The organism is Streptomyces olivochromogenes, from assembly GCF_021538895.1.
GTDB classification, from domain to species: domain Bacteria; phylum Actinomycetota; class Actinomycetes; order Streptomycetales; family Streptomycetaceae; genus Streptomyces; species Streptomyces olivochromogenes_A.
Window position 1 is genome coordinate 14,816 of the sequence record NZ_JADDRL010000086.1, and the last position, 26,095, is coordinate 40,910.

General features: G+C 69.2%; 25 protein-coding genes and 1 pseudogene. 12 read left to right on the forward strand and 14 right to left on the reverse strand.

From position 1 onward, the window contains the following. The first annotated feature begins 218 nt into the window (after nucleotides 1-218). Nucleotides 219-1,730 (forward strand): glycoside hydrolase family 3 protein, encoded by a 1,512-nt coding sequence (locus IPZ69_RS33295; protein WP_235458395.1) that lies wholly within the window; start codon nucleotides 219-221, stop codon nucleotides 1,728-1,730. A gap of 25 nt (nucleotides 1,731-1,755) precedes the next feature. On the opposite strand, the gene IPZ69_RS33300 is transcribed toward IPZ69_RS33295, so the two are convergent. Then, nucleotides 1,756-1,911, reverse strand: coding sequence for a hypothetical protein (locus tag IPZ69_RS33300; protein WP_235458396.1), 156 nt, complete (start codon nucleotides 1,909-1,911; stop codon nucleotides 1,756-1,758). A 146-nt stretch (nucleotides 1,912-2,057) separates the two neighbouring features. Between IPZ69_RS33300 and IPZ69_RS33305 the strand changes: the two genes are divergently transcribed. The 3 genes from IPZ69_RS33305 (at nucleotide 2,058) to IPZ69_RS33315 (ending at nucleotide 4,635) form a co-directional block, all read left to right on the forward strand. Next, nucleotides 2,058-2,651 (forward strand): hypothetical protein, encoded by a 594-nt coding sequence (locus tag IPZ69_RS33305; RefSeq protein WP_235458397.1) that lies wholly within the window; start codon nucleotides 2,058-2,060, stop codon nucleotides 2,649-2,651. Between the two features lie 519 nt (nucleotides 2,652-3,170). Further along, the gene (locus IPZ69_RS33310) at nucleotides 3,171-4,403 is read left to right on the forward strand and encodes a cytochrome P450 family protein (protein WP_235458398.1); all 1,233 of its coding nucleotides are present in this window, start codon (nucleotides 3,171-3,173) and stop codon (nucleotides 4,401-4,403) included. A 25-nt stretch (nucleotides 4,404-4,428) separates the two neighbouring features. Continuing rightward, entirely contained in the window at nucleotides 4,429-4,635 is a 207-nt protein-coding gene (locus IPZ69_RS33315) for an FAD-dependent oxidoreductase (protein WP_235458399.1), read from the forward strand. 141 nt (nucleotides 4,636-4,776) lie between these two features. Here the strand turns inward: IPZ69_RS33315 and IPZ69_RS33320 are convergent, their stop codons facing one another. From IPZ69_RS33320 to IPZ69_RS33335, 4 genes are all read right to left on the reverse strand, one after another. Then, complete coding sequence (locus IPZ69_RS33320) at nucleotides 4,777-5,340, reverse strand: hypothetical protein (protein WP_235458400.1); 564 nt, start codon at nucleotides 5,338-5,340, stop codon at nucleotides 4,777-4,779. Between the two features lie 606 nt (nucleotides 5,341-5,946). Further along, the gene (locus IPZ69_RS33325; protein WP_235458401.1) at nucleotides 5,947-6,255 is read right to left on the reverse strand and encodes a hypothetical protein; all 309 of its coding nucleotides are present in this window, start codon (nucleotides 6,253-6,255) and stop codon (nucleotides 5,947-5,949) included. A 92-nt stretch (nucleotides 6,256-6,347) separates the two neighbouring features. Further along, nucleotides 6,348-6,932: a TerD family protein gene (locus tag IPZ69_RS33330; protein ID WP_235458402.1), complete on the reverse strand. Its 585-nt coding sequence runs from the start codon at nucleotides 6,930-6,932 to the stop codon at nucleotides 6,348-6,350. Nucleotides 6,933-7,313: 381 nt separating this feature from the next. Beyond that, nucleotides 7,314-7,787 (reverse strand): DUF6193 family natural product biosynthesis protein, encoded by a 474-nt coding sequence (locus IPZ69_RS33335; protein ID WP_268835357.1) that lies wholly within the window; start codon nucleotides 7,785-7,787, stop codon nucleotides 7,314-7,316. A gap of 319 nt (nucleotides 7,788-8,106) precedes the next feature. Between IPZ69_RS33335 and IPZ69_RS33340 the strand changes: the two genes are divergently transcribed. Further along, complete coding sequence (locus tag IPZ69_RS33340) at nucleotides 8,107-8,640, forward strand: GNAT family N-acetyltransferase (protein WP_235458404.1); 534 nt, start codon at nucleotides 8,107-8,109, stop codon at nucleotides 8,638-8,640. A gap of 230 nt (nucleotides 8,641-8,870) precedes the next feature. Here the strand turns inward: IPZ69_RS33340 and IPZ69_RS33345 are convergent, their stop codons facing one another. Further along, nucleotides 8,871-10,064: a PASTA domain-containing protein gene (locus IPZ69_RS33345; protein ID WP_235458405.1), complete on the reverse strand. Its 1,194-nt coding sequence runs from the start codon at nucleotides 10,062-10,064 to the stop codon at nucleotides 8,871-8,873. Nucleotides 10,065-10,153: 89 nt separating this feature from the next. Beyond that, nucleotides 10,154-10,558: a hypothetical protein gene (locus tag IPZ69_RS33350; RefSeq protein WP_235458406.1), complete on the reverse strand. Its 405-nt coding sequence runs from the start codon at nucleotides 10,556-10,558 to the stop codon at nucleotides 10,154-10,156. A 177-nt stretch (nucleotides 10,559-10,735) separates the two neighbouring features. Here IPZ69_RS33350 and IPZ69_RS33355 point away from each other — a divergent pair, with 177 nt between their 5' ends. Together IPZ69_RS33355 and IPZ69_RS33360 are read left to right on the forward strand one after the other, a co-directional pair. Then, entirely contained in the window at nucleotides 10,736-11,425 is a 690-nt protein-coding gene (locus tag IPZ69_RS33355; protein ID WP_235458407.1) for a response regulator transcription factor, read from the forward strand. Next, complete coding sequence (locus tag IPZ69_RS33360; protein WP_235458408.1) at nucleotides 11,422-13,302, forward strand: histidine kinase; 1,881 nt, start codon at nucleotides 11,422-11,424, stop codon at nucleotides 13,300-13,302. Before IPZ69_RS33355 ends, IPZ69_RS33360 begins: the two co-directional genes overlap by 4 nt. A 109-nt stretch (nucleotides 13,303-13,411) precedes the next feature. Here IPZ69_RS33360 and IPZ69_RS33365 read toward each other — a convergent pair whose 3' ends face one another. The 5 genes from IPZ69_RS33365 to IPZ69_RS33385 all read right to left on the reverse strand — a co-directional run bounded on the left by IPZ69_RS33365 (nucleotide 13,412) and on the right by IPZ69_RS33385 (nucleotide 18,837). Next, on the reverse strand, nucleotides 13,412-16,093 hold the full coding sequence (locus IPZ69_RS33365) for a tetratricopeptide repeat protein (RefSeq protein ID WP_235458409.1): 2,682 nt from the start codon (nucleotides 16,091-16,093) through the stop codon (nucleotides 13,412-13,414). Nucleotides 16,094-16,116: 23 nt separating this feature from the next. Beyond that, a complete protein-coding gene (locus IPZ69_RS47540) occupies nucleotides 16,117-16,419 on the reverse strand; it encodes a trypco2 family protein (RefSeq protein WP_235458410.1) in 303 nt (100 codons plus the stop codon). Nucleotides 16,420-16,778: 359 nt separating this feature from the next. Continuing rightward, nucleotides 16,779-17,123, reverse strand: coding sequence for a hypothetical protein (locus tag IPZ69_RS33375; RefSeq protein ID WP_235458411.1), 345 nt, complete (start codon nucleotides 17,121-17,123; stop codon nucleotides 16,779-16,781). Between the two features lie 19 nt (nucleotides 17,124-17,142). Further along, nucleotides 17,143-17,691: a DUF6232 family protein gene (locus tag IPZ69_RS33380; RefSeq protein WP_235458412.1), complete on the reverse strand. Its 549-nt coding sequence runs from the start codon at nucleotides 17,689-17,691 to the stop codon at nucleotides 17,143-17,145. A gap of 12 nt (nucleotides 17,692-17,703) precedes the next feature. Continuing rightward, nucleotides 17,704-18,837: a hypothetical protein gene (locus IPZ69_RS33385; protein ID WP_235458413.1), complete on the reverse strand. Its 1,134-nt coding sequence runs from the start codon at nucleotides 18,835-18,837 to the stop codon at nucleotides 17,704-17,706. A gap of 378 nt (nucleotides 18,838-19,215) precedes the next feature. On the opposite strand from IPZ69_RS33385, the gene IPZ69_RS33390 reads away from it, so the two are divergent. Then, entirely contained in the window at nucleotides 19,216-19,491 is a 276-nt protein-coding gene (locus IPZ69_RS33390; RefSeq protein ID WP_235458414.1) for a hypothetical protein, read from the forward strand. A 79-nt stretch (nucleotides 19,492-19,570) separates the two neighbouring features. Here the strand turns inward: IPZ69_RS33390 and IPZ69_RS47545 are convergent, their stop codons facing one another. Next, a complete protein-coding gene (locus IPZ69_RS47545) occupies nucleotides 19,571-21,244 on the reverse strand; it encodes a sensor histidine kinase (RefSeq protein WP_235458415.1) in 1,674 nt (557 codons plus the stop codon). A 226-nt stretch (nucleotides 21,245-21,470) separates the two neighbouring features. On the opposite strand from IPZ69_RS47545, the gene IPZ69_RS33400 reads away from it, so the two are divergent. From IPZ69_RS33400 to IPZ69_RS33415, 4 genes are all read left to right on the forward strand, one after another. Further along, entirely contained in the window at nucleotides 21,471-22,901 is a 1,431-nt protein-coding gene (locus IPZ69_RS33400; protein WP_235458416.1) for a TRAP transporter substrate-binding protein, read from the forward strand. Nucleotides 22,902-23,001: 100 nt separating this feature from the next. Continuing rightward, entirely contained in the window at nucleotides 23,002-23,337 is a 336-nt protein-coding gene (locus IPZ69_RS33405; protein ID WP_235458417.1) for a response regulator, read from the forward strand. 7 nt (nucleotides 23,338-23,344) lie between these two features. Continuing rightward, complete coding sequence (locus tag IPZ69_RS33410; protein ID WP_235458418.1) at nucleotides 23,345-25,000, forward strand: sensor histidine kinase; 1,656 nt, start codon at nucleotides 23,345-23,347, stop codon at nucleotides 24,998-25,000. Next, nucleotides 24,906-25,556 (forward strand): response regulator transcription factor, encoded by a 651-nt coding sequence (locus IPZ69_RS33415; protein WP_235458419.1) that lies wholly within the window; start codon nucleotides 24,906-24,908, stop codon nucleotides 25,554-25,556. The genes IPZ69_RS33410 and IPZ69_RS33415 overlap by 95 nt, the downstream gene beginning before the upstream one ends. Before the next feature lie 216 nt (nucleotides 25,557-25,772). Here IPZ69_RS33415 and IPZ69_RS33420 read toward each other — a convergent pair. Beyond that, nucleotides 25,773-26,017 (reverse strand): annotated as a pseudogene (locus IPZ69_RS33420) (nuclear transport factor 2 family protein); the annotation flags it as partial. Between the last annotated feature and the right edge of the window lie 78 nt (nucleotides 26,018-26,095).

Consider the following 26,095-nt stretch of genomic DNA (forward strand, 5'->3'; position numbering starts at 1 on the left):
GAGGGGTGGCGACCATACGGCAGGGCCACCGCATCACGGGCCACACCAGCCCCTCTTCGAACTCGCGCATCACTAAGTTGGACTAGACCAACTCGACCTGTCAAACATTGCAGTTGAGGGCATGTTTTCGCCAACTCGGCCCAATTCACCCTCACTTGACAAGATCGGCTAGCCTGAGCGGAGACGCATTGGTCTGTACCAACAGAAGGGCGCATGCGATGGTCTCCAGCAAGCACAGCGAAGAGTTGCGGCGACTGGCGCGCTCCGTCCTGCAGCCGGGGTTCGTGGGCACCAAGGCGCCCGACTGGGTGCTGCGCGAGATCGCCGACGGGCTGGCATCGGTGGTGCTCTTCTCCCGCAACATCGTCACGCCCGAACAGGTCGCCCGACTGACCGGCCAACTACGCGCGGAAAACCCCGAGTTGATCATCGCGATCGACGAGGAGGCCGGCGACGTCACCCGGATCGAGTCCGCGACCGGCTCCACCCGGCCGGGCAACTTCGCTCTCGGAACGGTCGACGACACCGAGCTGACCGAGGCCGTCGCCGCCGACCTGGGACGCCAGCTGCACGCCGCCGGGGTAAGCCTCGACTACGCGCCCAGCGCGGACGTCAACTCCAACCCGGACAACCCGATCATCGGGGTCAGATCCTTCGGCGTCGACGCCAAGGTGGTGTCGCGGCACACCGGCGCCTGGATCCGGGGCCTCCAGTCGGGCGGTGTCGCCGCCTGCGCCAAGCACTTCCCCGGCCACGGCGACGTGGCCGTCGACTCCCACCACGGCCTGCCCGTCTACGACGCCGACCGCGCGCACATCGCCGAACAGGCTCTGCCGCCGTTCCGCGCCGCCCTCGACGCGGGCGTCCGTGCGGTGATGAGCGGCCACCTGCTGGTCCCCGCCTACGACCCCGACCTGCCCGCCACCCTGAGCCGACGCATCCTGGACGAACTGCTGCGTCAGGAACTCGGGTTCGACGGCATCATCGTCACCGACGCCATCGAGATGGGCGCCGTCGCCGACCGCTACGGGATCGGCGGGGCCACGGTCAAAGCCGTCGCCGCCGGCGCCGACGCCGTCTGCGTCGGCGGCGAGAACGCGGAGGCGGCCACCGCCCGGCTGCTCGTGGACGCCCTCGCGGACGCCGTCGTATCGGGGGCCCTTCCTGAGGAACGGCTCGACGAAGCGGGCCGCCGGATCCGGGAGTTCGCGGCCTGGTCGACGAGCCTGCGACCGACCCATGCCGCCGACTGGGACACCGGCGGCATCGGCTTCGCCGCCGCCCGCCGGGCCATCCGCCTGCACGGAGCCGTACAGCACGTCCTGCCCCTGGTCAACGCACCGCACGTCGTGGAACTCGTGCCCACCACCAACCTGGCCATCGGCAAGGAGACCCCCTGGGGCGTGGCCACTCCGCTGGGCGAACGGCTGCCCGGAACCACCTCCGTCCGAGTGCGGCGCGAGGACCTGCGGTCGGCGGCCACCGCCCTGGAAATCTACGCACTGGCGCCCGCCGCGAGGCGGCCGCTGGTCGTGGTCGTCCGCGACGCCTCTCGGCACGCGTGGATGGCGCGCGCTCTCGCCGCCCTCCTCGCGGCTCGCCCCGACGCGATCGTCGTGGAGATGGGCCTGCCGAGCGCCCCGGTCCCCGGAACGGCCCAGATCTTCACCCACGGCGCTACCGCCGCGTCCGGGGTGGCCGCCGCGGAGGTGCTGGCGGGTGCTCTTTAGTTCTGGGAGGTTGCGAGGCGGGTGGCTAGGCCACCCTGGCGGTGGAGGGGCCGCGTCGGTGGACGCCCAGCTGGATCCAGCGCAGTCCGCCGTCGAGGGAGTACCAGGCTCGCGTCGATGTCAGGGTGCTGGGCGCGGCACCCTTCCCGTGGCGCACGTTCAGGGTCAGCGGCAGGTCCACGCCGGCCTTGGCGTGGTTCCATGCGTCGAGGCGGATGCCGTACGCGGCGGGACCGACGCGTGTGACACCGAAGGCTGACTGGGGTGTTGTGACCGATGAGTAGAAGTACTCATGACGCCCAGCGAGCCGCGGGGAAGGATCGGGGGATGACGACGCGAAGGAAGACAGGAGCCCGGCTCGGGATGCTGCCGTTGACGGTGATGGTCCTGCTGACGGCGGGGTGCGGAACGCAGCGGGCAGGGAAAACCGCCGACGCGTACCGGCGCTCGCATCCAACGCCGACCGGCATATCGACGCCGAGTACACAGGCGGACTTCACCTGTCCCGGCGAGAGCCCCAAGCCGACGGCGCCCCCGGCCGCCCACACCCCCACCTCAACCCTGCCGCCGACCGACCACTACGCCGAAAACCACGGCTACCAAGTTCCTATCCCGCTCCACGGCCAGAACCGCTGCGACGGACTCACCGCCGTCGGACGCGTCGAGAAAGCACTCGAACCGCTGCGCCGGCGCGGCGACTTCGCCCCGGACAGCGTCCGCAACGCGCTCACCAACCTCGGCTACTCCGCCGGGAAGGTGCAGGCGTACCAGGACGGGTCCGCCGGGGTCGGCTTCCTCATCGACATCGGCGTCTCCCCCTGGTGCGTGGAGGGCACGATGAGCGGTGAATCCACCAAGGCGGATGCCTTCGGCGGCTACCCCGACGGCACCAACTGCCAGCCCCCGAGCGGCGGCCACTGACCACAGCCCCCGCCAGTGGCAAACCGTCAACGCTCGCTGTCAGAGGTCACTGAGGCTCCAAACACACCGATGAGATGCCCATACCGGGCAGGCGGCCGCTATTGCGTGGCCGGGCATAGACGCGGCTATCGCCGAACGTCCCCGCCGAGCCGACGCCCTCGCCGAACACCTCACCGCCTGACACGCCTCCCCCATCACCGTCACCCTCGTCGGGAGTAACGACGGGTGCTTCTCCCAGACCAGGTACAGGATGGTGACGACGCCGAGACCGAGACCGACCAGGATCGCGGCGCCCAACTGGCATTGCGGTACGCGATATCGACGCCAACGCCACCAGGGGCGAGAGCCACGACCAACGGCAGAGTCATCGCCCCTCCGAGGAAGCCGTCGGGAGACTGTCCGCAGGACATGACACCCTCGCTCCTGGTGGCCACCACGTCGAAGCCTTCCAGACCTCCCCGCTCATCCGGCCGTTCTCGCCCGCCTCACGCCATCCTCCACAGACACGCGAACCCAGCCATGACACTGTTCGACCACACCCGCATCGCAGACCCCACCACCACCTATGCCCGGCTGCGTGAAGCGGCCGCGGTCCATCGCACCTCCACCCCCGACGGCCAGCCGCTGTGGGTCATCACCCGCTACGCCGAGGCCCGAGCCGCCCTCGCAGATCCCCGCCTTTCCCTGAACAAAGCGAACGCGAGAACCAGTGGCGAGTACCAGTCCTCCATGCCACCCGAGCTCGACGCCCACCTGCTCAACATGGACCCACCCGACCACACCCGCCTGCGCAGCCTCGTCGCGAAGGCCTTCACGCCACGGCGCATCGCAACCCTCCGCAACCGCATCCAAGCCATCACGGACGACCTCCTCGACACAATGGCCGGTCCACCCACGGACCTCATGGCAGCCCTGGCCGTTCCACTGCCCATGGGTGTCATCTGCGAACTGCTCGGCATCCCCGAGAAAGACCGTCACGACTTCAGGACCTGGACAAACACCCTCCTCTCCCCTTCACCCGGCTCAGCACGAGACTCACGCACAGCCATGCGGCAGATGCACCAGTTCCTGACCGGGGTCATCCAGGACAAACGCAGCCACCCGGCCGACGACCTTCTGTCGGCCCTCACCCAAGCCCGGGACGAAAGGGAGACCCTCAGCGAACAAGAACTGCTCTCACTCGCCTTCCTCACCCTGTTCGCCGGATACGACAACGCCGTCCACCTCATCGGCAACACAGCACTCGCGTTGCTACTGCACCCACACCTGATGGACGACGTGCGACACCACACCGTCCCTATACGAGCGGTGATCGAAGAAGCCCTGCGCTGGAACCCGCCCTTCCCTCTGGGCGTGCGCCGATTCGCCCTCGAAGACCTGACCATCGGCGACGTCGTCGTCCCCGCCGGCGGCCGGGTCTGGATCTCCATCGCCTCAGCCAACAGGGACCAACGCGCGTTTCCCTCACCCGACACCTTCGATCCAGGCCGCGCCCCCGCTCACCTGGCATTCGGCCACGGCATCCACTACTGCCTCGGTGCACCGCTCGCGCGACTGGAAGCAGAGTTCGCCCTCCAATCCCTCCTCCAACGCTTCCCCACACTGGAACTCGCCGTGCCAGCAGATGAACTGACATGGTGGCCGTCGTTCCACAAACGCGGACTTCGTGCTCTGCCCATACAGACGCACACACAGAGTCTCGAGTGCGGGAACGCCGCCCAACCGCTGGCAGACCGTGCTCCCATTTGCTAGGCATGCCCATGCCGAGATGCGCAACGTGGAACGTCCTCTCAAGAAGGCCGGCAAGCGCGTCGTCGTGCTGGAGGCGCGCGCCCGAGTGGGCGACCGCGTTCTGAGCATCCAACTCCCCGTCGGCACCGTCATCGAGGCGCCGGTGAGCCCAGTCGCGTACGCCACTCCCGGCGCCTTGACCCCGTCGGCCCCGCGCGAGCGATGGCGAGGGGGGTTGTGGGCGGGCTCTTGAGCCCAGGACCTCCGCGAGGAGCGCACGTGCCCTCATGCGTAAGCGGCGCCGGGAACCTCAGGCTCCCGGCGCCGCAGTCGTGCACTTCGATGGCGATGCGGATGTCGCACCCTCACTGTCTGAGCAGCCGTCGGGCGGGCATCAGCGGGGCGAGGCCTCCGGCTTGCCCTGCACCGTCTTCGACTCTCCGCAGTCGAGCAGGGCCGCGAGCGCCGCGCCCGGACCGTGCGTCGAGGCGGCGTCCATCTGTGCACTGCACTCCGTCAACTCGTCTCGGAAGAGCTCGAGTTCGGCGTGCGTGATGCCGTCGGTCACCATGGCGTTCCGCGGGCCGTCCACCGTGGCAATGGCGCTGAAGTGCGCGAACTCGTCCTCGCCGAGCAGATGGGCGCAACGCCCGACCTCGTCGTTCACGCCGCCGGCAGCGATCAGGTTGTGGATACGGACCTGCCCGTCCGTGGAGGGGTTCGCGAACTCGCCTGCGTTGTCGAGACGGCCGAACGCCTGGGGTTCGAGAAGCGTATTGGTGCAACGCACCAGATCCCGGACCCGGGACGTCACCTGGCTCTCGTGCGTGGCCGTGAGATCGCCGACTCGGTAGATTTCCCCGGCGATCTGGTCGGGGTCCTTGACGAACACCTGGCCTTCGAACGTATTGCGGCCCACGAAGAGCGCGTCGCCCTGAATGATGATGGTGTTCGCCACGAAGCGGTTGCCCTCGTAGACGCCACCCGCCAGGTTGATGGTGCCGCCTCGGACGTTGAAGTCATTGCCGAGGAAGAGATGTTCCCTGTCGTACTCGGTGATTACGCGGCCCGTTATGCTGAGCGCGGCGCGTTCGACTCCGCAGTCACGGTACTGGCGGCTGGCGACATTGATTTCCCTGGCGTTGAAGCAGTTGCAAGGAACATGCTCGCACCGTCCACCACGACGTAGTCCCCGTCGAAGGTCTGGGTGGTGTTCGGGACGCCACTCTGACCGGGCGCGGTCGGGGTGGCGGTCTGGGCCGGTGTGACGGTCATGGGCGTGGCGTCGTCGGCTTGGGAGTCGGGGGCCGTGAGAATCCCGCCGAACGATACGGCGATAGTCGCACCTACTACCGCCCATGCCCTTTTCGCTAATCCAGCTCTCTGCACGGTCAAATCCCTTCGTATTCCGTTGCGTCGAAGTGCGGCTTCTTTCGTTCGGTGCCGCCGGTTCATTCGGGACGCTACCGGACACGGGACGACCTCAACTGAATTTGCGGCCTTACGAAGTTCTTACGCAAGCGCCGTCGAACTTCGGCATCCTCGCGCAAATCTTTCGGAAGTCTTACGGATTGATTGACTTGCCGCCCAAACGCCCGGCACCCCGTCGAGCAACGAACTCGCACCACATCGTCTTGCCGGGGTCCCGCTCCCCAGCGGGGGACGGCAAGTCGCTAATAGTGCGGGCCGTGTTCTTCAGCGGCCGCTCCCGGTCGATGGTGGCGCGGGTGCCGTTGATGTACCCCTCGTCGGCCTGCCGGGCGGGCGCGGAGTAGGCGCACGAGCAGTCGGCCTCAGGCATGAACGCGCACTGGGCAGTGCCTCCGATGCACTCGGTGACGGGTTCGGTGACGGTGCGCTTGTCGTTGCCCACAACTTCACCAGATCCGCTGAGTTGTGCTGTTCGGACACCTGGTCCGTCCCCCGTGTCCCTCGGCCACGGGGGACGGACAGCACACGCACGCACTACTTGCTGATCGCGAAACGCATCAGGGCGTGCTCGTCGCCCTGCTTGATCTTCCCCGTCACGTTGATCACTTCGAGCTTCCAGGATTCGCCGACTCGCATGGCCTTGGCTACGGCGCAGCCGTTGTCCTGGGTGAGCAGGCTGGGCCAGATGTCGGCGACCTGCTGAGAGCTTCCGCCGGTCGCGTCATAGACCTTGAAGCTGATGTTGCGCGCCTTCTGGAAGGAGCTGCCCTTCTTGAAGGCGGCAGCGACGAACACGATCGAGGTGACGTTGGGCGGGATGCGCGCGAACGCCACGGTCACCGTCTCGTCGTCCCCGTCCCCTCGGCCGGTCTGGTTGTCGCCACTGTGCACAAGTGAGCCGTTGCCCATGGGGTCCAGAGAGTCCAGGCCGGCCAGGCGCACCGGGTCCGAACCCTGCATGGCAATGGCGATCAGGTCCAGGTCAGTGCCTGCCTTGCGACGGAGCACGCCCATGACTCCGCCGCTGGCGCCGCCCGTCGGATCCCAGGACACGCCGATCGACAGATGGGTCACTCCGTCCAGATCCGCCGGGCCGTCTTCCTTGGTGAGCGTGATCATGCGTTCATCCTCTTCGTTATGGGCTGCAACACGCAGAGTCTGCCGGGAACTTCCGCCGCTCCATCCACCGGGGTCACTCTCGCCACGTACGACCCGTCTTGGATGCGCTTGCCCGACGCGGACGGTCGGGCCGCACACGGCGGTGCCTGACCGGCAGGACGTGGCCGGGTGCACGCGTTGGCCGCGGGCTACCTGGCGGTCGTGGCCGCCATTCCGGAGGCGGTGCCGAACGAGTCGGTGCCGGGTGGGCGGCAGTGGTGCTGGGCTGAGTCAGCACGTCCGCGTCTCGTCTCGTCTCGTCTCGAAGGGTCGCCGGCCGGGCTGAAGCGACGACGGTGAATGGGGATCTTTGACTCAGCTCGGCTACGGTTTCGTGAATGATCACGCGCATTCGCCAATGGAGCCGGTGATGACCGGACCAACCCCGGACGGCAGTAGGCCGACGGCCAGCGCCACTGCCTCCTCGGCAGTGCAAGCCTCGTCGACCATGGCGAAGGGGTGGTGCCGGTAGACCTTGAATCCCCCGGTGGGCAGGGCTTCGATGGAGCCGCCCTGCACGGCCCATGGGTAGCTGGTGCCACTGCTGAAGCACAAGGTGAAGTGGCTCGTGAACGGGTACAGGCGCCGAAGTCGGGGTGCCGCGCCGGCTGCCACAATGAGGTGCAGCATGTCCGGGTAGGCCCGGCCTGGCATGCGGATCGCGTGCACCTCGCGCATCCACCGCCACTTCAGGACAAGGTGCTGCCACTGGGCATCGACGGCGTCGACTGGACCGCGTCGTCGCGCTGCAGCCGTGTCAGGGAAGATCGGCCTGGGAGGCAAAGGTGACCGCTCGGCTGACAATTGGCTGCTCATGTCCACGCCACAGTGTGCCCCGGCCAGGGCCGTCACGAAATCGCGGACGTAGCCATGAAGACGGCTCTGCCCGCTAATCCGTGAATGATCTCGGCGCTGCGGCAGGCTGCCGCCGAATCGGTCTCACCCCTCGACCGCGCTGCCGAAGTGACACGTCATGCACCCGACCGACCGCCCGACCGACCGCCCGACCGTCCGCCCGATGTGTCACCCGTCGCGGTGTGCGGTGCAGGCGGCTTGACGCCTTGCGGTTCCGCAGCCGTAGCGAGGGCGAGCGTCGGATTACGGATGAAGCCCCTGTCTTCGGCAGGATGGGCGCATGACCGAGATCCGCACACCCCGCCTCCTCCTCCGTACCTGGCACGACGACGACCTCGCGCCGATGGCTGACATCAACGCCGACCCGCGGGTCATGCGCTGGATCGATGACGGCTCGGTGCGCGACCTGGACCACACGGCCCAGGACATCGAGCGGTGGGAGGAGGATTGGGACGAGGAAGGCTTCGGACTGTTCGCCGTCGAGCTGCTGGCCTCGGGCGAACTGATCGGCTTCACAGGACTGTCCGTGCCCGAGTTCCTGCCGGAGGTGCTGCCCGCCGTGGCGATCAGCTGGCGCATCGGCTCACAGTTCTGGGGCCAGGGATACGCGTCCGAAGCCGCCCACGCCACACTGGAGTTCGCGCTCCAGGACCGCGGCCTGGACCGCGTCATCAGCATCAACCGGGTGGGTGACAACGCCTCCGAGAACGTCATCCGCAAGCTCGGCATGGTGCCCGAGCGGGAAACGGCCCACCCGGTGTACGGCTACCCGCTGTGCGTTCACACCATCGACCTCACCGAGTTCCAGGCATGAACCCGGCGAACCGACGATCACCGCAAAACAGCCCGCCCGTGTCCCCACGTTCCCGAGCACAGTAAGCGCGACGGTACGAACGCCAGGGGTGGATGGCGTCCTCCCATCGCCGACCTCCCCATTCACGGAACCGAGGCCAGAGCCCTACTGCATCTAACGCCCAGCAGCCCGCCCCTGGACGTGGTGACCAGGGGCGGGCTGTGCCGAAGTGGTTCCGTCGAACGCGGAGCTCAGGCCGTGTCGTCCGTACCACCGAAGATGTTCGCGGAGTCGGTGTCTCCGGGCACGGGAGTGCCTGTCCCACCGTCGCCGACCCCACCGTCGTCACCGACCCCACCGTCGTCGCCAACCCCACCGTCGTCGCCAACCCCACCGTCACTGGCCGAGGTCGAACCGTCCGTGGGTGAACCGTCCGGGTCCGCAGTGGTGTCGTCGGTGCCGCTCGATGTCGCCGTATCCGGTCCCGCGACCTTGAGCGTGATCGTCGAGTCGGGGCTGACCGAGCTGTTCGCGCCCGGTTCGGTCGAGATGACGGTGCCCTGTTCCTGTCCGGAGTCGGGGACGCTTTCAGTGACGGCCTGCAGCCCGAGTGACTCCAGTTGTGCGCGTGCTTCGTCCTCCGGCTGCCCGGCAAGGTCGGGCACGGTGACAGTGTCGGGGTCGGTGCCCTTGACCGGTTGGTCCTCTTCCGCGCCGTCGGCACCCACCGGACGTTGGATGTCCTTGTCCGGGTTGTGCACGTCCGCCAGCACGAGGGCCTTGCGCGGCTCCTTGCTGGCCGTCACCTTCACGACCCGCTTCTTCTTGAAGTCCCACTTCCCGCCCTTGAATTCGACCTTGATCTGCGCATGAATGTCGGTCGACGCGGATGTCAACGGATTGCCGCAGTTGCATTTCACGGCCGGTACGCCGTGGATGTCGACGAGCACGGCCATGCCGCCCTGCAGAACCGAGTCGTAGGCGGTGGCCTTCCCCTTCTCGTAGCCGTGGTTACGGACCAGTGTGTCGTTGCCCAGCAGTACCGGTGTCACTTCGTGGAGCAGGTAGTGCCCGATACTGCTGGGGTCCAGTCCCAGGATCTGGGCCCAGGCCTCGGCCTTCTTGCGGTTGGCCGGATTCCGCAGGAAGGACAGGAGCCGTCGGACGTTGCAGCTGGACGTCTTCAGGCTTCCGCCGTACAGACCGGCCCTGCTGCCGCTGTACTCCCCGCCCTTGGCCAGGGTGGAACGGGCCAGGGTTCGTTCTCCGTAGGCGAGCGCTCCCCTCATGAAATCCGTCCGTGCGGCGTATCCCACGGCCTCTGCGGCGACGGGGACCGCCCTGGCGGCCACGCACCCCTCCGCCATCAGTCCCAGGCCGAGAGCCAGCGCCAGCCAGATGGTCGTGATGCGACGTACGGGTACCGAAAATATTCGACGAGCCATGAAACTCCCCCGAGATTCAGCGTGTTCGAATGGTGGGCCCCCGATGGACACCCGATGGACACCCCGATGCACAACCTGCTTCGGATCGGTCAGCGCACCGCGGCCTCAGGGGCCGGGCGAGTGAGAACGAGCGCGATGACGACGACGCTCAGGATCGTGAACACCGCCACCACCAGCACGACCCAGGCGGGAACGCCGCCCACGAACAGTGCCGGGAGGGCGGTGATCACCGACAGGATCCGAGAGCCCGCCACGACGCGGGAGCCGGCGCGGTTGAGCGTGCGCCAGGTGTAGACGACCGCGATCACCGTGATGACGCCGAGGACTCCGTCGGCGACAAGAATCGCCGTCGGCGGGCCCGGGGTGTCCGGTTCCTGGGCCGGGATGCTGAAGAAATTGGTCGTGTCGAGCAGGCCCAGAAGGCCCGCGAGGACGAGACCCACCTTGTTCTTGCGGGTGAGGGGGACAACATCCGTCCCGTTGTTCTCGCTCATCTCTGTTCCTCTGTCCGGGAATTGGCGGCGCGCCCTGCGGCGACCCGCTGCAGTGAGCATGCGTCAGCGGCCCTGTGCCACGCATCGGTCGTTGCTCCCGGTGCGCCGGGAGGATTTCCCCTACGTCCCGGGCGACGAACTCCTACGCCGGGAAGCGATGTCGGCCATCATCGGGACATGACCTCCACGACCCGCCCCGTCCGGGTGCTCATCGCCGACGACCATCCCGTCGTACGGCGCGGGATGAGCGCGCTGCTCGGCTCACTGGACGGAGTCGAGGTGGTCGCGGAGGCGGCCACCGGCGAAGAGGCGCTGCGCGAAGCTCAGTTGAACCGTCCCGATGTCGTGGTGATGGACATCCAGATGCCGACGATGGACGGAGTGGAGGCGACTCGCCGGCTGGCCTCGCTGCTGCCCGACGTCGCGGTGCTGGTGGTGACCATGTACGAGGACGACGAGACGGTGGTGTCCGCGCTGCGCGCCGGCGCCCGTGGCTATCTCCTCAAAGGGGCGCAGCAGGACGAGATCCTCACCACCATCCGGTCGGTCGCGGCCGGCCAGTTCGTCATGGGGCGCAGCGTCGGACCCCGCTTGGTCGGGCATCTGGATCCCACGCCCCACCCGGCCAACCCCTTCCCCGAGTTGACCGCGCGCGAGCGCGAGGTCCTCGACCGGATCGCGCGCGGCTACGGCAACGCCCGTGTCGCGACCGAGCTGCGGCTTGCGAGCAAGACGGTCGCGAACCATGTCTCGGCCCTCATCACGAAGTTGGGGGTGAGTGACCGGGCCGAGGCCATCCTCCTCGCCCGCGAGCGGGGACTGGGCGGCGGGACGTCCGACAACAACAGCGCCGGCCCTGGTTCATGAGCGCACGGTACCGCTCCGTCCTGCCCTGGGCGGGGACGGCTCTGACGGCCGGCGCATCGGTCGCGTCACTGTGGTTCGCGCCGCCCTCCCCGTCGCAGTACTGGGTGGTGTGGGCCATCATGGCCGGGGTCTGGCTGGCGGGGGTGGCCGTGCTCGTCACTCCCCGGCAGCGGGCCTCGGTCGCGGCCCGGCTCCTTCGGGCGGCCGCGGTGGCGCTGTTCGCCGCCCCGCTCGCGCTCGCCGCGGGTCTCCCCGACCTCGCCGTCGGCCTGGCCGTCCTGGCGTCGACGGCCGTCATGCCGCTGGCCGCCCTCCGCGTCGTCGAGGAGCGCCCGGCTTCGCGTCTGCTGCGCTGGGCGGAGGCGTCGGTGGTCGCCACCGGTGCCGGATGCACGACCGCGTCGGTACTGGACAACGAGGCCGCATTGATCGCGACCACCGTCGCCTCCGCGACCACGATGTGCGCCGCAGCCTGGGTGCTCTTCGAAGTCACGTCCGGCGATGACCGGCGCCGCGTCCTGTGGCTGGTGGTGGGCGGCGCCGCGACGACGCTCGGCGGCATGCTGCTCTTCGCGGCGGAGAACTCCCTGCCGATGGGCCCCCTGGCCGAGGTCATCGTGCTCGGTGTGCTGTCGGCCGTGCTGCCTGGCGCCATCGCCGTCGCGCTCGTCCTGCCCCGCAGGGCCGATGTTCGGGCGGTGATGCGCCGCGCGGCCGTCCTCATCGTCATGCTGGCGCTCAGTGCCTCCGTGTACGAGGGCATCGCAGCGGTGTGGCAGATGGCGGTGGGCACGCGCCCCGGCAAGGGGGTGCCGGCACTGCTGGCGGCCGGGATCGCCGCCGGATACCAGCCGGTCCGGCTGCGCATCGAGGCGGTCATGGACGAGATGCTGTTCGGCAGATCAGCCGATCCGGTGGAGACACTCACCCGCCTCGGCACGGACCTGACCGCCGGCGCTCCGCCGCCGCTGTGGCTGCACACCCTGCGTTCCACGCTCGGCGTGCCCGGGATCGAACTGCGCCAGGAGAACACGACCATCGCCACGGCCGGCACCGTCGACGCGCACCAGACGCAGATCACCGCCCTGCGTGCGGGCGGTGAGGAGGTGGGCGATCTCGTCGTGGGTCTGCCGCCGGGGCATCTGCGGCTGCCCCGCGCGGCGGGCGCGGTGATCGAGCTGGTGGCGGCACCGCTCGCGCAGGCCCTGCATGCCGCCCGGCTCAGTGAACAACTCCGGCTGTCCCGCGGCCGCGTGGTGACCGCGCTGGAGGAGGAGCGCCGCCGTATGCGGCGCGATCTGCACGACGGGCTGGGCCCCGCCCTCACCGGCATCGCCTACACCGCGGACGCGGCCGTCAACCTCATCGCCATCGACCCCGGCCGTGCCGTCGAGACGCTGCGTGGCCTGCGCGCCGACCTGGGCGACACGATCACCGAGATCCGCCGCATCGTCTACGGCCTGCGCCCCCGCGCCCTGGACGAACTCGGGCTCGTCGACGCCATCCGCCAGCGCATCGGCCCGCTGCGCGCCGCCGACGGCCGAGCCCTCACCGTCAGTGTGGACGCCCCGGCCCAACTGCCGCCGCTCCCCGCGGCCGTCGAGGTCGCCGCCTACCGTGTCGCGGTGGAGGCGGTCACCAACATCGCCCGCCACGCCTCGGTCACCACTGCTTCCCTCGCCCTGACGATCCAGGACGGAACACACCTGCGGGTGACCGTCGAAGACGGGGGTCAGTGCACGCAGGCATGGACACCGGGTGTGGGCATCCGTTCCATGCACGAGCGTGTCGAAGAGATCGGCGGCAGCCTCACCATCCACAGCGGTCCCCAGGGCGCCACCATCACCGCCGACCTTCCCCTGAGCATCGAGAACTGACGGCCCAGGAGCTTCCCCCGCCGCGGTACTTCCTGCCCAGCGCACGACTACACCCCGCCTCGGCGTCCGGTCCGGGAGCAACGGCTCGATGCGCACCCAGTGCTCCGCCTCAGCCGGAGGCACGCTCCAGGGCCGCCTCAAGTTCCGCCACCCGCCGTGGGATGTCGAGGGAGCGGACCAGCTCCAGCGCCTCGCCGTACGTTTCCCGGGCGAGGGCAGGCCGGCCGGCGTGGAGGTGGATGTCTCCGTGGATCGTCAGCATGGTCGCCAGCCCTGCCTGGTCACCGCGGTGCCGGTGGAACTCGGTGGCCGGCGCGAGGGTCTCTTCCGCCTCGGCGTACCGGCCCATCTGGTCGTACGCCAGGGCCAGATGCCACTGGCACCACACGATCTCGGCGGGGTCACCCCGTCGCCGGCTCTCCTCCAGGGCATCCGTCAACACGCGTGCCGCGTCCTGCGGCCGGTCCAGCTGCCGGTACGCGTCGGCCATGTGGGCGGAGAGCCAGATCTCGGCGCCCTTGTCGCCCCGCTGCCGGTAGATGGCCCGGGCCTCGGCGTACCGGCGCAGTGCGTCGCCGGGACGCTCCAGGTCGCACTGGAGGTCACCGAAGTGGGTCAGGATCCAGCCCTGCTTGCCCTCGTCGCCCCGCGTGCGGGCGATCTCCAGCGCGCGCTCGTACAGCCCGGTCGTCTCCTCGCGGCGTCCCAGGATGCGCCGTGCCTCGGCGAGATGGATGAGCGACCCCAGTTCGGCGGACTCGTCGTGCCGCGTTCGGGCCGCCTCGACCGCCATGGCCTTGACCGCTTCCATCTCCTCCCACTGGCTGCGGTAGAAGAGGAGCCCGTACAGCGGCGCCACCAGGCGCAGCAGCAGCTCCCACTCGTGGCTCTCGTACGCACGGCGGATATTGGCCTGGACGTTGAGGTGTTCCGCCGTGAACCAGTCGATCGCCTCAGCGGGCAGGTTCTCGTGTGCTCCCGGGCGGCTCATCCAGGTTTCCAGCCGGGTCGCATACCAGTCCAGGGAGCGCCGGAAGGCCTCGTCCCACTCGGCCTCCGGTTCGGTGCGCTCGGCGTGCTCCCTGGCGTACAGGCGCAACAGGTCGTGCAGCCGGTAGCGCTCGCCGTCGGGGCCGTCCACCTCGACCAACTGCCGGTCGGCGAGCTCGCCGAGGAGACGTCCGGCCTCCTCCTCCCCGATGCCGGCGCAGCGCGCGGCCAGCCCGGGCACGAAGTCGGCTCCGGCGAGCAGGCCGAGATAACGGAACAGCCGGCGGGTGTCCTCGCGCAGCGCCCGGTAGCTGATCTCGAAGCTGCTGCGTACTCCAGCGTCCTCGCCGTCCAGTTGGCCCTCCAGCCGCGAGATGCGCCGCCGTTCGTCGGCGAGCAGTCCGGCGTGCTCGCTCAGTGGCCGTCTGCGCTGGGAGGGGGCGATGAGGTTCCCTCCGGTGATGCAGATGGCCAGGGGCAGCCCTCCCAAGAGCGTAACGATGGTGTCCGCGGCGTCGCGCTCGCGGGCGACGCGCTCGGCGCCGACGATGCGTTCGAACAGCCGCAGTGCCTCCGTGTCGGGCAGCGGTTCGACCTCCACCCGGTCCGCGCCTTGGACAGAGGGCAGGGCCGAGCGGCTGGTGAGGATCGCGGCGCTGCCCGGTGCCGCGGGCAGTAGGGGGACGACGCGGGCCGCGTCGGCCACGTTGTCGAGGACGAGGAGACTCGGACCGGCTCGCAGATGGTCCTGAAGGTGCTGCCGCCGCGCCCGCGCGTCGGCGGGAAGGCTGTCGCCGGACTGTCCGAACGCCTGCAGGAGCTCGATCATGGCCGCCTCGGTCGACACCTCGAAGCCCTCGCCGCCGAGGTCGATCCGGATGCGGGCGTGCCAGAAGGTGGGCGCCAGGCGGTGGGCGATCTGGGTCGCGAGTTCGGTCTTGCCGACGCCCGCCATGCCGTGGAGGACCACCACCGGGGCGCTGTCGTCGAGCTGGTCGACGAGCAAGCCGGTCGCCTTGACGATGGCCCGTTCGCGGTCGGTGAAGTTCGTGCGGGCCCGGCCCAGGTTCATGTGCCGGGTGGTGCGTGGCAGGGCGCCGGCGGGGATGCGCGGCAGGGCGACCCAATTGTCCGCCTGCAGGTCCCACCACCACGGCGTCCCACGCCCCAGCTCGATCAAACCCGTCAGGGGTACCACGGTCAGGGTGGACGCCCCCTCGGGGAGGTGGTGCTCGCTGATGACACCCACGGCCATCTCGCCCAGCTGGGAGTCGTCACTGAACACCACCGCCCCGGACATGCCACGCCACTGTGAGCCGTTCCTGCCGGGCGTCCCTTCGGGCGTCGACTGGGTACGGAACTCCAGCAGCCCGCGCCGCAGATGGGAGCCCGGTGGGATGACTCCGTTGATCTGGGAGCTGTCGCGCAGGGGGCCGTCGGTGCCGGACTGCGGGTGCTCGTTCCAGCCTGGGTAGCCCATGGCCCAGCATTCGACCAACGCGGTCCGTCGGCGGTCGATCCTGGCGTACCGGACGGCGGGCATGTCCGTGAGGGAGGGGTGGTCTGCGACCCGCAGGACGGCGAGGTCCTGTGCCGGGTCCGCGGCGAGGACCTCCGCCGTGAGTTCGAACCGGTCCGCGCGACGTACGCTGATCACGTCGTCCACGGAGCCGTCGGTAAGGACGTTGTGCGCTGCGGTCAGAGCCAGCCGGCCGCCGACAAGGCACCCGGAGCCCACGCTCCAGGGGCCCGTCCGGCGTCTGCGGAGGACTTCCACCGCGCGCTCGATGAGGGCGGTCACCTCGGTCGTCCAGGGTGTCCGGGTCAGGGCTTGGCGAGGGAGTCACGCGTGACGCGCACCGGCTGTCCCGTACGGTCGGTCGGCGCCTCCAGCCTGATCAGGACCCGCTGGATCTCCTCCCTGCGGTACTGACCCTCGCCGCCGAGTTCCAGCACCCAGAACTTGGCGCGGCCCGTACCCGTCGCCTGCCGTGTGACCCCGACACTCAGCTCCAATTGCACCTCGCCGACGCCGAATCGGAAGTCCTCGTCCGAGCCGGCGGCGACGGCTTCGGCCAGTTCCTCCCGCAAGGCGGCGATGGTCTCGGCAAGCCCAAGGTTCCCCACTGTGATCCCCCTGTGTCCGTGTTCCGCGTCGGCACGGCCCCGGACGGCCGTCACGACGGAATCGGGCCGCGGACCGGAGAGAGGCCTCCCGCCCGTGCTGGACGAGTATTCCCACGCGGACGGCGGGTCACGCGAGAACCCCGGGAAACCCCGCGATGCGCCGCGCGCCGTGGTACTGCCCTGGGCCCAGTCCACGCCGCCGGTGCTCCACCCGCACGCCTCAACGAAGGGGCTGATCAGCCGATCAACTGCTGCGTGAGGCTGTGGAAATGCTGATCGGCTACTCAACTGCCGTTCGCTGCCCACGGCACCAGGGTTCCTCGGCCCGCCGCCCGAAGGAAGACGTACACTGCGACCGGTCACGCCCTCCCCACGAGAGCCGCGATCAGCGCTGCCACGCCGCCCTGGACCGCCGACAGCAAGGCCTGCTCGGCACCGCCGGCGACTGCCCGGCCGACTGCCTGCAGCCGGCCGGGCTGGGACTGCACCGCGGCGACGACCGCACCCGGATCGGTGACGCTGCCGTCCGCCGCTACGACACCGTCTCGGGTCAACTGGGCCACGAAGGAACGTAGTTCGCTGATTGCGGCGTCCAGTTCCGGAGCGGAGAGGCCCTGTGAGTTGTTGACCGTGAAGTTGTTGTTACTGCCGTTCTGGACGTTCTTGTCCCTGCCGATCTTGTCCCCGTAGACGTAGTCGGACATCCGCGTTCCTTCCCTCTTGTCAACCGGCGGGAGCCGTCCCCGCCCTGTTCTGCACGTTCTTGTCCCTGCCGACCTTGTCGCCCATCACGAGATCACCGCGTACGTGCAGGATCCGCTCCGTGGACGGTGGATCCTCGATCGCGGCGACGATCTCGGCCTGGATTCGGTGGATCTCGCCGTGATCCGTACCGGACAGCGCGGTGTACTGGGTACCCGCCGTCTCGATGAGCAGCGCGTAGCGAGTCCGCCTGATCAGCAGCCGGTACAGCAGTACGCACACCAGGTACGCGACCCGGACCGCTATCAGGGCCGCGGCGGCGTCGGCGATCCGCCGCACCGTTTCGACGTAGTCGAAGCGGAGATCCACTTGGGGCAGTACCAGAACGAGCGCCGCTACCGCCGGCAGAAGAAGCACGATCTCCCGGAGCGGGTAGAACGTCGCCAGCTTGCCGCGCCAGACCACTCGCAGGGTCTGCACCCGGGAGATGTTGGCCAGGGGGTAGGTCTGGTGTCCGATGGTGACGACCCGCTTGGCAATGCGGATTTCCCCGACTCTTCTCTTCGCCATAGTCATCAGCCTTCAACTGGTCGGTACGGCATCCGAGGACGTCGCCGGCGGAGCGTCGGACGCGGTTCCGGTGTCCGGGCAGTCGGGGAGCGACAGACCGTCAGGGCCGCCGGTGAGCGCCGTGGCCGTGACCCAGCCGGTGCCGCCGGTGCCGAGGAGCAACTCGGCCCACAGGTCGCTCGTGTAGCCGTGGGCCTGCACTGTCTCGCCGTGCGCCATGCACAGTGCCTGGTACTGGCCTCCCGGCTCAATGTGACTGGTCTGTTCCCCGGCCGTGCCGCGGCTGGTCCGTACGGGCGCGTACGCGGCGCCTACCACCGGCGTGGTCCCCGGCACGGCGGTCTCGGAGGGCTGGTCGGAAGGCCGGTCGGAAGGCTGGTCGGAGGGTTCGTCGGTGCCGGTCTGCGAGGGTGAAGGCGCCGTCGCCGCGACGTACACCGTGGCCGGCGATCGACGGCTCACCGTCACCCGGTCTCCCGGCCCCGGAGCACTCGTGTCGACCGGAGGCAGCTGCACCGGGTCGGCCGAGCCGTCAGTCGGGATGACGACCCTGGAGACAGTGCCCTCCGCCGCACCGTCCATCGGCTCCGTCGCGTACTGGACCTGAAGGCAATCGGCCGTCAACTTCGTGACGGTGTCGGTGACATCGGCTCCCGCGGACACCTCGGGCAGGGTGATGTCGATGCCGTCGGTTCCGGCGCAGGAGGACGCCGTGCTGGTCGGCACAGGCGAGTCCTGCTGCTCCGGGGCATCGGCGATCTGCAGCTGGGTGACCCTGCCGGGCTGCGTGTGCGTGGCGTCGACGACTATCGTGCCGCTCTGCGCCAGGGCAAGGGGCTGTCCGTTCAGCGCGGGCCGGACATGACGGCCCTTGGCCTCGATCCTGTACAAGGAGTAGACCGGGCTCTCGCTCTCTTCCGTGAACTCCGCGTACGAGGAGTGGACCCGCCCCGTGGTCCGGTCCACTGCCGTGCTCCGGCCGGAAACCGCGCCCCGCTTGAGATGCCGGATGGCCGCTACGAGGTACGGCTTGGGGTTGCCCAGCTCATGCTGGAATCCCGACACCGATACCTCGCCCAGCGGCGTGACGATCTTCGCGTCCGCGGAGATGCTGACGTTTCCCGACGAGTCGATCGTTAACGTCACAGGCAGGAAAGCGGGTTTGACAGAAACCCGCGTCCCTCCTGTCAGATCCTTGCAACCGGTTGCCACCACCGACGCAAGCAGTACCGGAGCGAGCAGCCTCGCCGTGAAACCCCGCATGTGACCCCCCGAAAATGAATCCCGATCCGTGGGGCGCGCGCCGGGCCGTGGACACCCGATTGCGCCCGCGTCCCATGGGCTGTCCAACCAGTGTGGAAGCGCGGCGGGTCCGGGTCTTCGGGGCAGCCACTGGTCTCAGGCCCGGTCTTCTCAGTGCTGGCCCTGATGCCCCTACCCGCGGGATCCGCCAGCATGAGGCCATCGGCAGCAGCGTGCTGATCGTGGTCGACGATCCCGCCGGCCGAGCCGCCGTAACGTGCCTTGCTGGAGGCCGACCGTGATTACGCCGTGTCGGATGCCGCTTCGGGGCCCGCTGCCGTCACGGAGACCGCCCGGGGAATCCGGCCGGACCTCGTGCTCCTGGATCTCGGGCTCCCGGGCAAGGACGTGCTCGCCGTCATCCAGGAGCTGAACGCGCTGGAGGCCGACGTGGTGACCGTGCCGCATTCGGTCGCGCGCGTCCCGCAATTGCGCTTTCACGGTGCGCGGCATCCGGCGGAGCAGGTCGGCCACGGCCGTGGGGACATCAGCCGCTGATCCCGATCCCGAACCCGGCCGCAGCGGAGTCCCCTACCCACGCAACCGGCCCAAGGCCGTCGACAACGAGCCGGGCCGACTATGAATCGGCGACGGCGATTTGGCCCGTACCGCGCAGTGGAAGCTGGGCGGTCACCCGCGTCTCGCCATGCTCGGTGCGGGAGACAAGCACCCCTTCGAGTGTGGTGATCCGGTCGGCCAGGTCAGCGAGGTCCGGCATGTCGCCTGTCACCGTGACGTGGGCGATCAGTTGTCCTTCGCGACTGTCGACGGACACCCTCGTCGACCTGTTCTTGCTCATCCGAGCCACCAACAGGTACACCGTGGATTCCAGGACGTCGGAGTAGCGCACGCGCGGGACAACTTCGACATGAAGGTCCCGGGTTTGACCCAGTGCCTCGAGGGCGACGGCAAGGCCGGCCTCCTTCAGCAAGACGGGGTGGAGTCCGCGCGCCAGCCGTCTGAGCTCGGAGACGGCCTGTTCGAGCTCCGCCTCGGCCAGGTCCAGCCGGCGTGCAGGAGTCGTCGCGCGCATGCGGAGCAGCCGCAGCCCCAAGGCCAGGCCCACAAGGCGCTGCTGGGCGCCGTCGTGCAGGTCGCGCTCCAGGCGCCGTCGCTCCTCGTCGCCGGCTGCGACGATGCGGGCGCCCGAGGCGCGCAGGGCGGCCAGTTGGGCGAGACTTTCCGCATGGAGACGCTCGTGCTCCAGGGCCATATGAGCGCCGGACAGGAGGTCTTCCATCGCACTCGGGCTGTCCAGCAGGCCGGGAGAGTGAATCAAGGTGGCGATGTGGGAGTCACCGCGGCGGAGCGTGGTGGCAGTTCTGCCGTTCGGCGGAGGCAGCGCGACCGGGTTGGCAGCCGCGTCGACGTGGCGGTTGTCGACGCCGACCGGGTAGGCGATCTGCAAGTCCGGGTCGCCGAGACGTTCGGCGATCGCGTCGCGCAATCCGCTCGCGGTGGCCGTGCCACCCAGGTCGATCACCAACCGGGTCAGCTCACGCTGTCTCAGTCCAACGCGGACGACCTCCACGATCGACGCGGTCACCAGCAGGCACAGCGCCCCGGCCTGCAATTGCCACAGTTGGCCATCACGGGCGTCGGAGCCGAGGAAGCCGCGGTCCAGGCTGCGGATGTAGGAGACGGACACGGCTGTGAAATAGCCGAGGGCGCACAGCGTCGGCAGGCCTGTGGACCGCCGTGCGGCCGGACTTGAGGTGAGCAGGCGCCAGGCGAGGAAGATGATGAGCACCAGGAGCCAGACCGTGCCCGCCTGTACGCCCAGCGACGCGATGCTCTGTGCGCGAGCCGGGGCGTCGGCGATTGACCACCAGTTTCGCGGGCACTCCGAGCAGCCTTGCGCTTGAGGTCGGAAGTACGCGGCCGCGCCCACGCCTTGTACGCCCACGGTGATCGCGTAGCCTGCCACCGCGAGCACGCGGGCGGGCCATGACCCGAGGCGGCCGCCGGGGTAGGCCAGCGCCACGTGGCCCACCACTGCCGGGCAGGCCGCGTTGAGGGCGAGACCGAGGGAGAACACGACCGCCGAGGTCGTCCCCGGGTTGTCCCACTCCGGCAGGAACCAGGCGTATGCGGCGAGGAACAGCAGAAGTCCCGTTCGTCCGGCGGAAGTTCTCCGGCTGAGAGCGAGAGCGCCGATCAGCAGCGCCCAGCCCGCCCCGAGCAGGGCGGTCAGGCCGTGCGATGTCGTGAGCGCCATCGAGAAGCCTCGCTCCGCCCGGGCGATCACCACGGTGACCAGACTGAGAGCAACTCCCAGCCCGAACAGCAGCAGGCGTATCGGCATCGGCACATCTCCGGCAGGCGAATCGCTCTTCTGTCGGCACGATGGTCCCGGAACGGGCATTGTTTGGGCAGAGGGCTGTCCCTGATTCCGACCGTGGCGTTTCGCCGGGACCGCCCCGATGTCCCGCTCCGGGAACGTCCCTAGCGTCATGGGCATCGACAGGAGGTGCCCCGTGAAACGGCGCATACGAGGAACGTGGGCCGCTGCGGCGGCAGTTGTGGGAATACTGCTGGTCTCGGAGGGGTGCTCGGCTTCGTCGACCGACAGGGCCGGAGGACACGCCGGCGCCGAGGCCACCGTGCTCACCCTCGCCAACCCCGGCGGAGCCATTGAGCCACCGCAGTTGGTGGCCTGGGCCAAGCGTGTCGACCAGCTCTCCAAGGGGACGATCAGGATCAGGTTCCGGGATCAGTGGCGCGAAGGAGATGCCCGGCCGGAGTTGGCGACACTCGACGACATCAGCAAGGGCAAGGCCGACATGGCCTGGGTGGGAGCCCGCGCGTTCGACCGAGTCGGCGTCACGGACTTCCAGGCACTGTTGGCACCCATGCTGGTGGACAGCTACGAGCTGGAGACGAAGGTGTTCGAGGCCGGCATTCCGGCGAAGATGCTCGGCGGAGTGCGAACGCCCGGTGTCGTCGGCATCGGCGTGTTGCCGGGCCCCCTGTCGCGGCTGGTGGGTACCCGCGAACCCCTGGTGAACCCGGGTGCTCTCAAAGGCAAGAAGATCGTCAGTCAGGATTCGGCCCTGATGGACGAAAGCCTGCGGGCCCTGGGTGCCACTCCCGTCACGGCACCGCCGAGCACCGATCTGAGGTCCTACGGCGGCATTCAGATGCAGCTCGGCGCGGTCGTCGGCAGGCATCACGACCGCGATGCCAAGTACGTGACCGGCAATGTCGATCTGTGGCCGCGCCCCCTCGTGGTCGTCATGGGCAAGGCGGCCCACGACAGGCTCTCCCCGCGGCAGCGGACCATCCTCACCAAGGCGCTCAAGCAGACGGTCACACGGGCGGTGGATGTCGCCCGGGCCGAGGACCGGGAGTCCGCCCCCACCCTGTGCAGGCTGGGCATGAAGATCCCGTCGGCGTCCTCCGCCGATCTCAAGGCCATGAAGTCGGCCCTGGAGCCGGTCTACGCCAGGCTGCGCAAGGACACACGCACGGCGGACTGGCTTGAGCAGATCGAGTATCTCAAGAACACGACGGGCGTGGGACCTGACACCGCCTCATGCCCCGGCACGTCCACCACGACCAGCCCGCTCGAGGGGAGATGGACGCGCACGATGGCCGACGGGGACTGGCGGCACTGGCCGGGGGACGAGACCTGGACCGAGGGTCCGCCGAACGGCACTTGGACCCTGGACTTCGAGAACGGAATCCTCACCAAGACCGACCCCGTCGGCGAGACCGAGCGGTGGCCTTACCAGACGTTCCGCGACCGGATCCATCTCGCCGGATCGTTCACGCTCGACGCCACCTTCCGCCTCGACGGCGACCGGCTCACCTTCGACAATTTCGACTGCACGGAGGACTGCGGAGGCTATGCCGTGACCTTCGGCGGCTCCAAGCAACCCTGGGTCAAGGCGCCGGTGGCCCGTTGAACGGGCGCCACGGGGGCGCGGCGGCACATCGGGGACAGCCCTGATGTGCCGCCGCCCTCCATGCTGTCACCATCGAACCGTGCCGCCGACGCTTCTGATCGTGGACGATCACGCAGGCTTCCGTACCTTCGCCAGGGCGCTGTTGGAGGCGGAGGGCTTCGACGTGGTCGGGGAGGCCGCAGACGGCGCGTCGGCCGTTTCCGCGGCCGCGCGGCTGGACCCCCAGATCGTGCTGCTGGACATCATGCTGCCGGACCTCGACGGTTTCGAGGTCTGCGCGCGCCTGACCGAAGGTGGGCGGGAGCGGCCCGCGGTCATCCTCACCTCCAGCCGCGACGCCACGGCGTATTCGGGTCGGCTCGACCACAGTGCCGCTCGCGGGTTCATCCCCAAGGACAAGCTGTCGCGCACCACACTCCTGGCGCTGGCGGGGTGAGCACACCATGCCGGATCGGGTGCTGTCTCTGGCCGACGCCGCGGTCGGTACGGTGCTCCTGGGGTCGGGCGCCGTGGCCTGGACGGGCAGACGCCACAGCCGCGTCGGCCTGCTCATGGCGATGGCCGGGGCGTGCTGGTTCCTGGGCAGCGCCTTTCCCGGCCTGGTGTTCCTCCACCGGGGACCGCTGATCCATCTGCACCTGTCCTATCCGGTCGGGCGGCTGCACCGGCGACCGGCGGCGGTCGTGGTCCTCGCCGCCTACGCGGCCGCGATCTACGAGGGTTTCGTGCGGACGCCGGGACTGACCGTGGGCCTGTCGGCTCTCGTCGTCGCAGCAGCCCTCGACGTCTTCGCCCGGACGTCGGGACCCGCAAGGCGGGCAGGGCGGTCGGCACTGGCCGCCGCACTGGTCTTCGCCGGCGTGCTGGCCCTGGCCAGCGCCAACGTGCTGCTGGAGTGGGGCGCGGACCGCACCGTCCTGCTGGTCTACGACGCGGCCGTCTGCCTGGTGGTGATCTGGCTGACGGTGGACCTGCTGTACGGGCGCTGGACCGAGGCCACCGTCTCCGACCTCGTCACGCAGCTCGGTCGCCGCACGGACACCGAAGGGCTCCAGGCCCAACTGGCAAGGGCGTTGGGCGATCCCGGCCTGACACTGGGCTACTGGGTGCCGTGGCAGCAGGCGTACTTCGACGAGACCGGCCAGCCGCTCAACGTCGCCCAGCGTGCCGCAGGGCGAGTGACGACGACTGTCGCGGACGACGGGGAGCCCGTCGCCGTACTGATCCACGACCCCGCAATACTGGACGACCCGCAGCTGGTTCGTGGGGCAGTCGCGGCGCTACGCCTGACCGTCGCCAACGCCCGGATGAGGGCAGAAGCCCGCGCCCGCATGGCTGAGCTCGCCGCGTCGCGCCGCCGCATCGTGGAGGCGGCGGACGCCCAGCGGCGGGCGCTGGAGGCGGAGTTGGCCACAGGGGCGCAACGCCACCTCGTCCAGGCACGGCTCCACCTCGCCGCCCTCGATGCCGAGGCGGGCGTGGAACTGCGCGCCGTGCTGCGGGAGGTACTGGACGAGATGGCCACCGCCCTGGGCGAACTCGCCCAGTTCGCCCAGGGGGTCAGGCCGCAGAGCCTCACCTCCGGTGGACTCGGCGCCGCACTGCCGCTGCTCGCCGACCGGGCAGGGCTGCCGGTCTCGGTGGCGGTCGAGGTCGGCCGACTGCCGCCTCCGATCGAGGCCGCCGCCTACTTCGTGTGCGCCGAGGCATTGACGAACGTCGCCAAGCACGCGGCCGCCACATGGGCGAGCGTGGACGTCGTCGCTGAGGCGGGAGACGTCGTGGTGCGCGTGACCGACGACGGCCGCGGCGGTGCCGACGCCAAGGGCTCGGGACTGCGCGGGATCGCCGACCGGGTCGAAGCTTTGGGCGGCAGCATCACTGTCGGCGGTGGTGCCGCGGGCGGGACACTACTCATGGCCAGGATCCCGGCCGAGGGAGCGGAGTCGGATGGAGATCGTGAACGGGGGACGTCCAATGCGGATCGTGAACGGGAGGCGTCCGATGCAGATCGTGATCGCGGACGACTCGATGCTGATCCGCGACGGCTTGGCGCGACTGCTCGCGGAGGCCGGCTGCGAGGTGGTGGCCACCGCTGACAACACCGCCACGCTGATGCAAAAACTCAACTCTGCCGTGCCCGACGCGGTGATCGTGGACATCAAAATGCCCCCGACGTACACGGACGAGGGCCTCGTCGCGGCCCACAAACTGCGATCCATGAATCCGTCCCTCGGCGTGCTCGTCCTGTCGCAGTACCTTGAGGCGCACTACGCGATGCGTCTGATCAGCGACGCGCCCGAACACCTCGGGTACCTCCTCAAGGAGCGCGTGTCGGACGTCGCCCTGCTCGTCGACGCGTTGCGCCGCGTCGTCGAGGGCGAGTGCGTCATCGACCCCACGATCGTGACCACGCTGATGCGGCGGCCGCGCGGCCCCGTCCCCCTCGCCGACGTCACCGCGAGGGAACTCGAGGTGCTGGCGCTCATGGCCGAGGGACGTTCGAACGCAGCCATCGCCGCAAAGCTGTCGATGAGTCCCAAGACGCTCGAGGCCCATGTCCGGCAGATCCTGCAGAAGCTGAACCTGCCTCAGTCCCCGGACGACCACCGACGTGTACTCGCCGTCCTGAAGTACCTCCAGGCCACGCGCTGAGCCCGCCGGTCACAGACCAGGTGAGTGATCACCAGACGGGACTACGCGGGCCAGTGGCCGTTCGCACTCGGCTGCGCAGCCGTCGGCTCGCGATGGCGGTCAGTTTCCGGTGTGGCAGACAGGTGAAGCCCCGCATCCCGGCGGCCGCCCGGCCCGCGACGCGCACCGACGGCTCCCGAGCGAGGTGTTCCGTTTCACGCGCCGCGCTGGGCCGGACTCGATGCGCTCGAAGCGGCCGTCGGGGGCGAGGTCGGCGAACACGTAGACAACACGTAGACCTCCATGCTCACGGTCGTGCCGTCCTTCTTCGTGATGTGGCAAGTGTGCCGGTCGGCTTACTTGCTGCCGTCGGTGCGCTGGCGGTAGTCGGCGGTGAAGTGGCGGTCGGCGGCCTACTCCAGGGTGATGTTCTCGTTGAGAAGCAGGTCGGTGAGAGCGGCCTTGATCCCGGTGCGAGGTATCAGAGGTCCTTCCAGCAGATTCGGACGAGAGGGATTCGCGGCCGTGCCGGGTGAGTCGGGACCTCAGGCGCTGGTGTT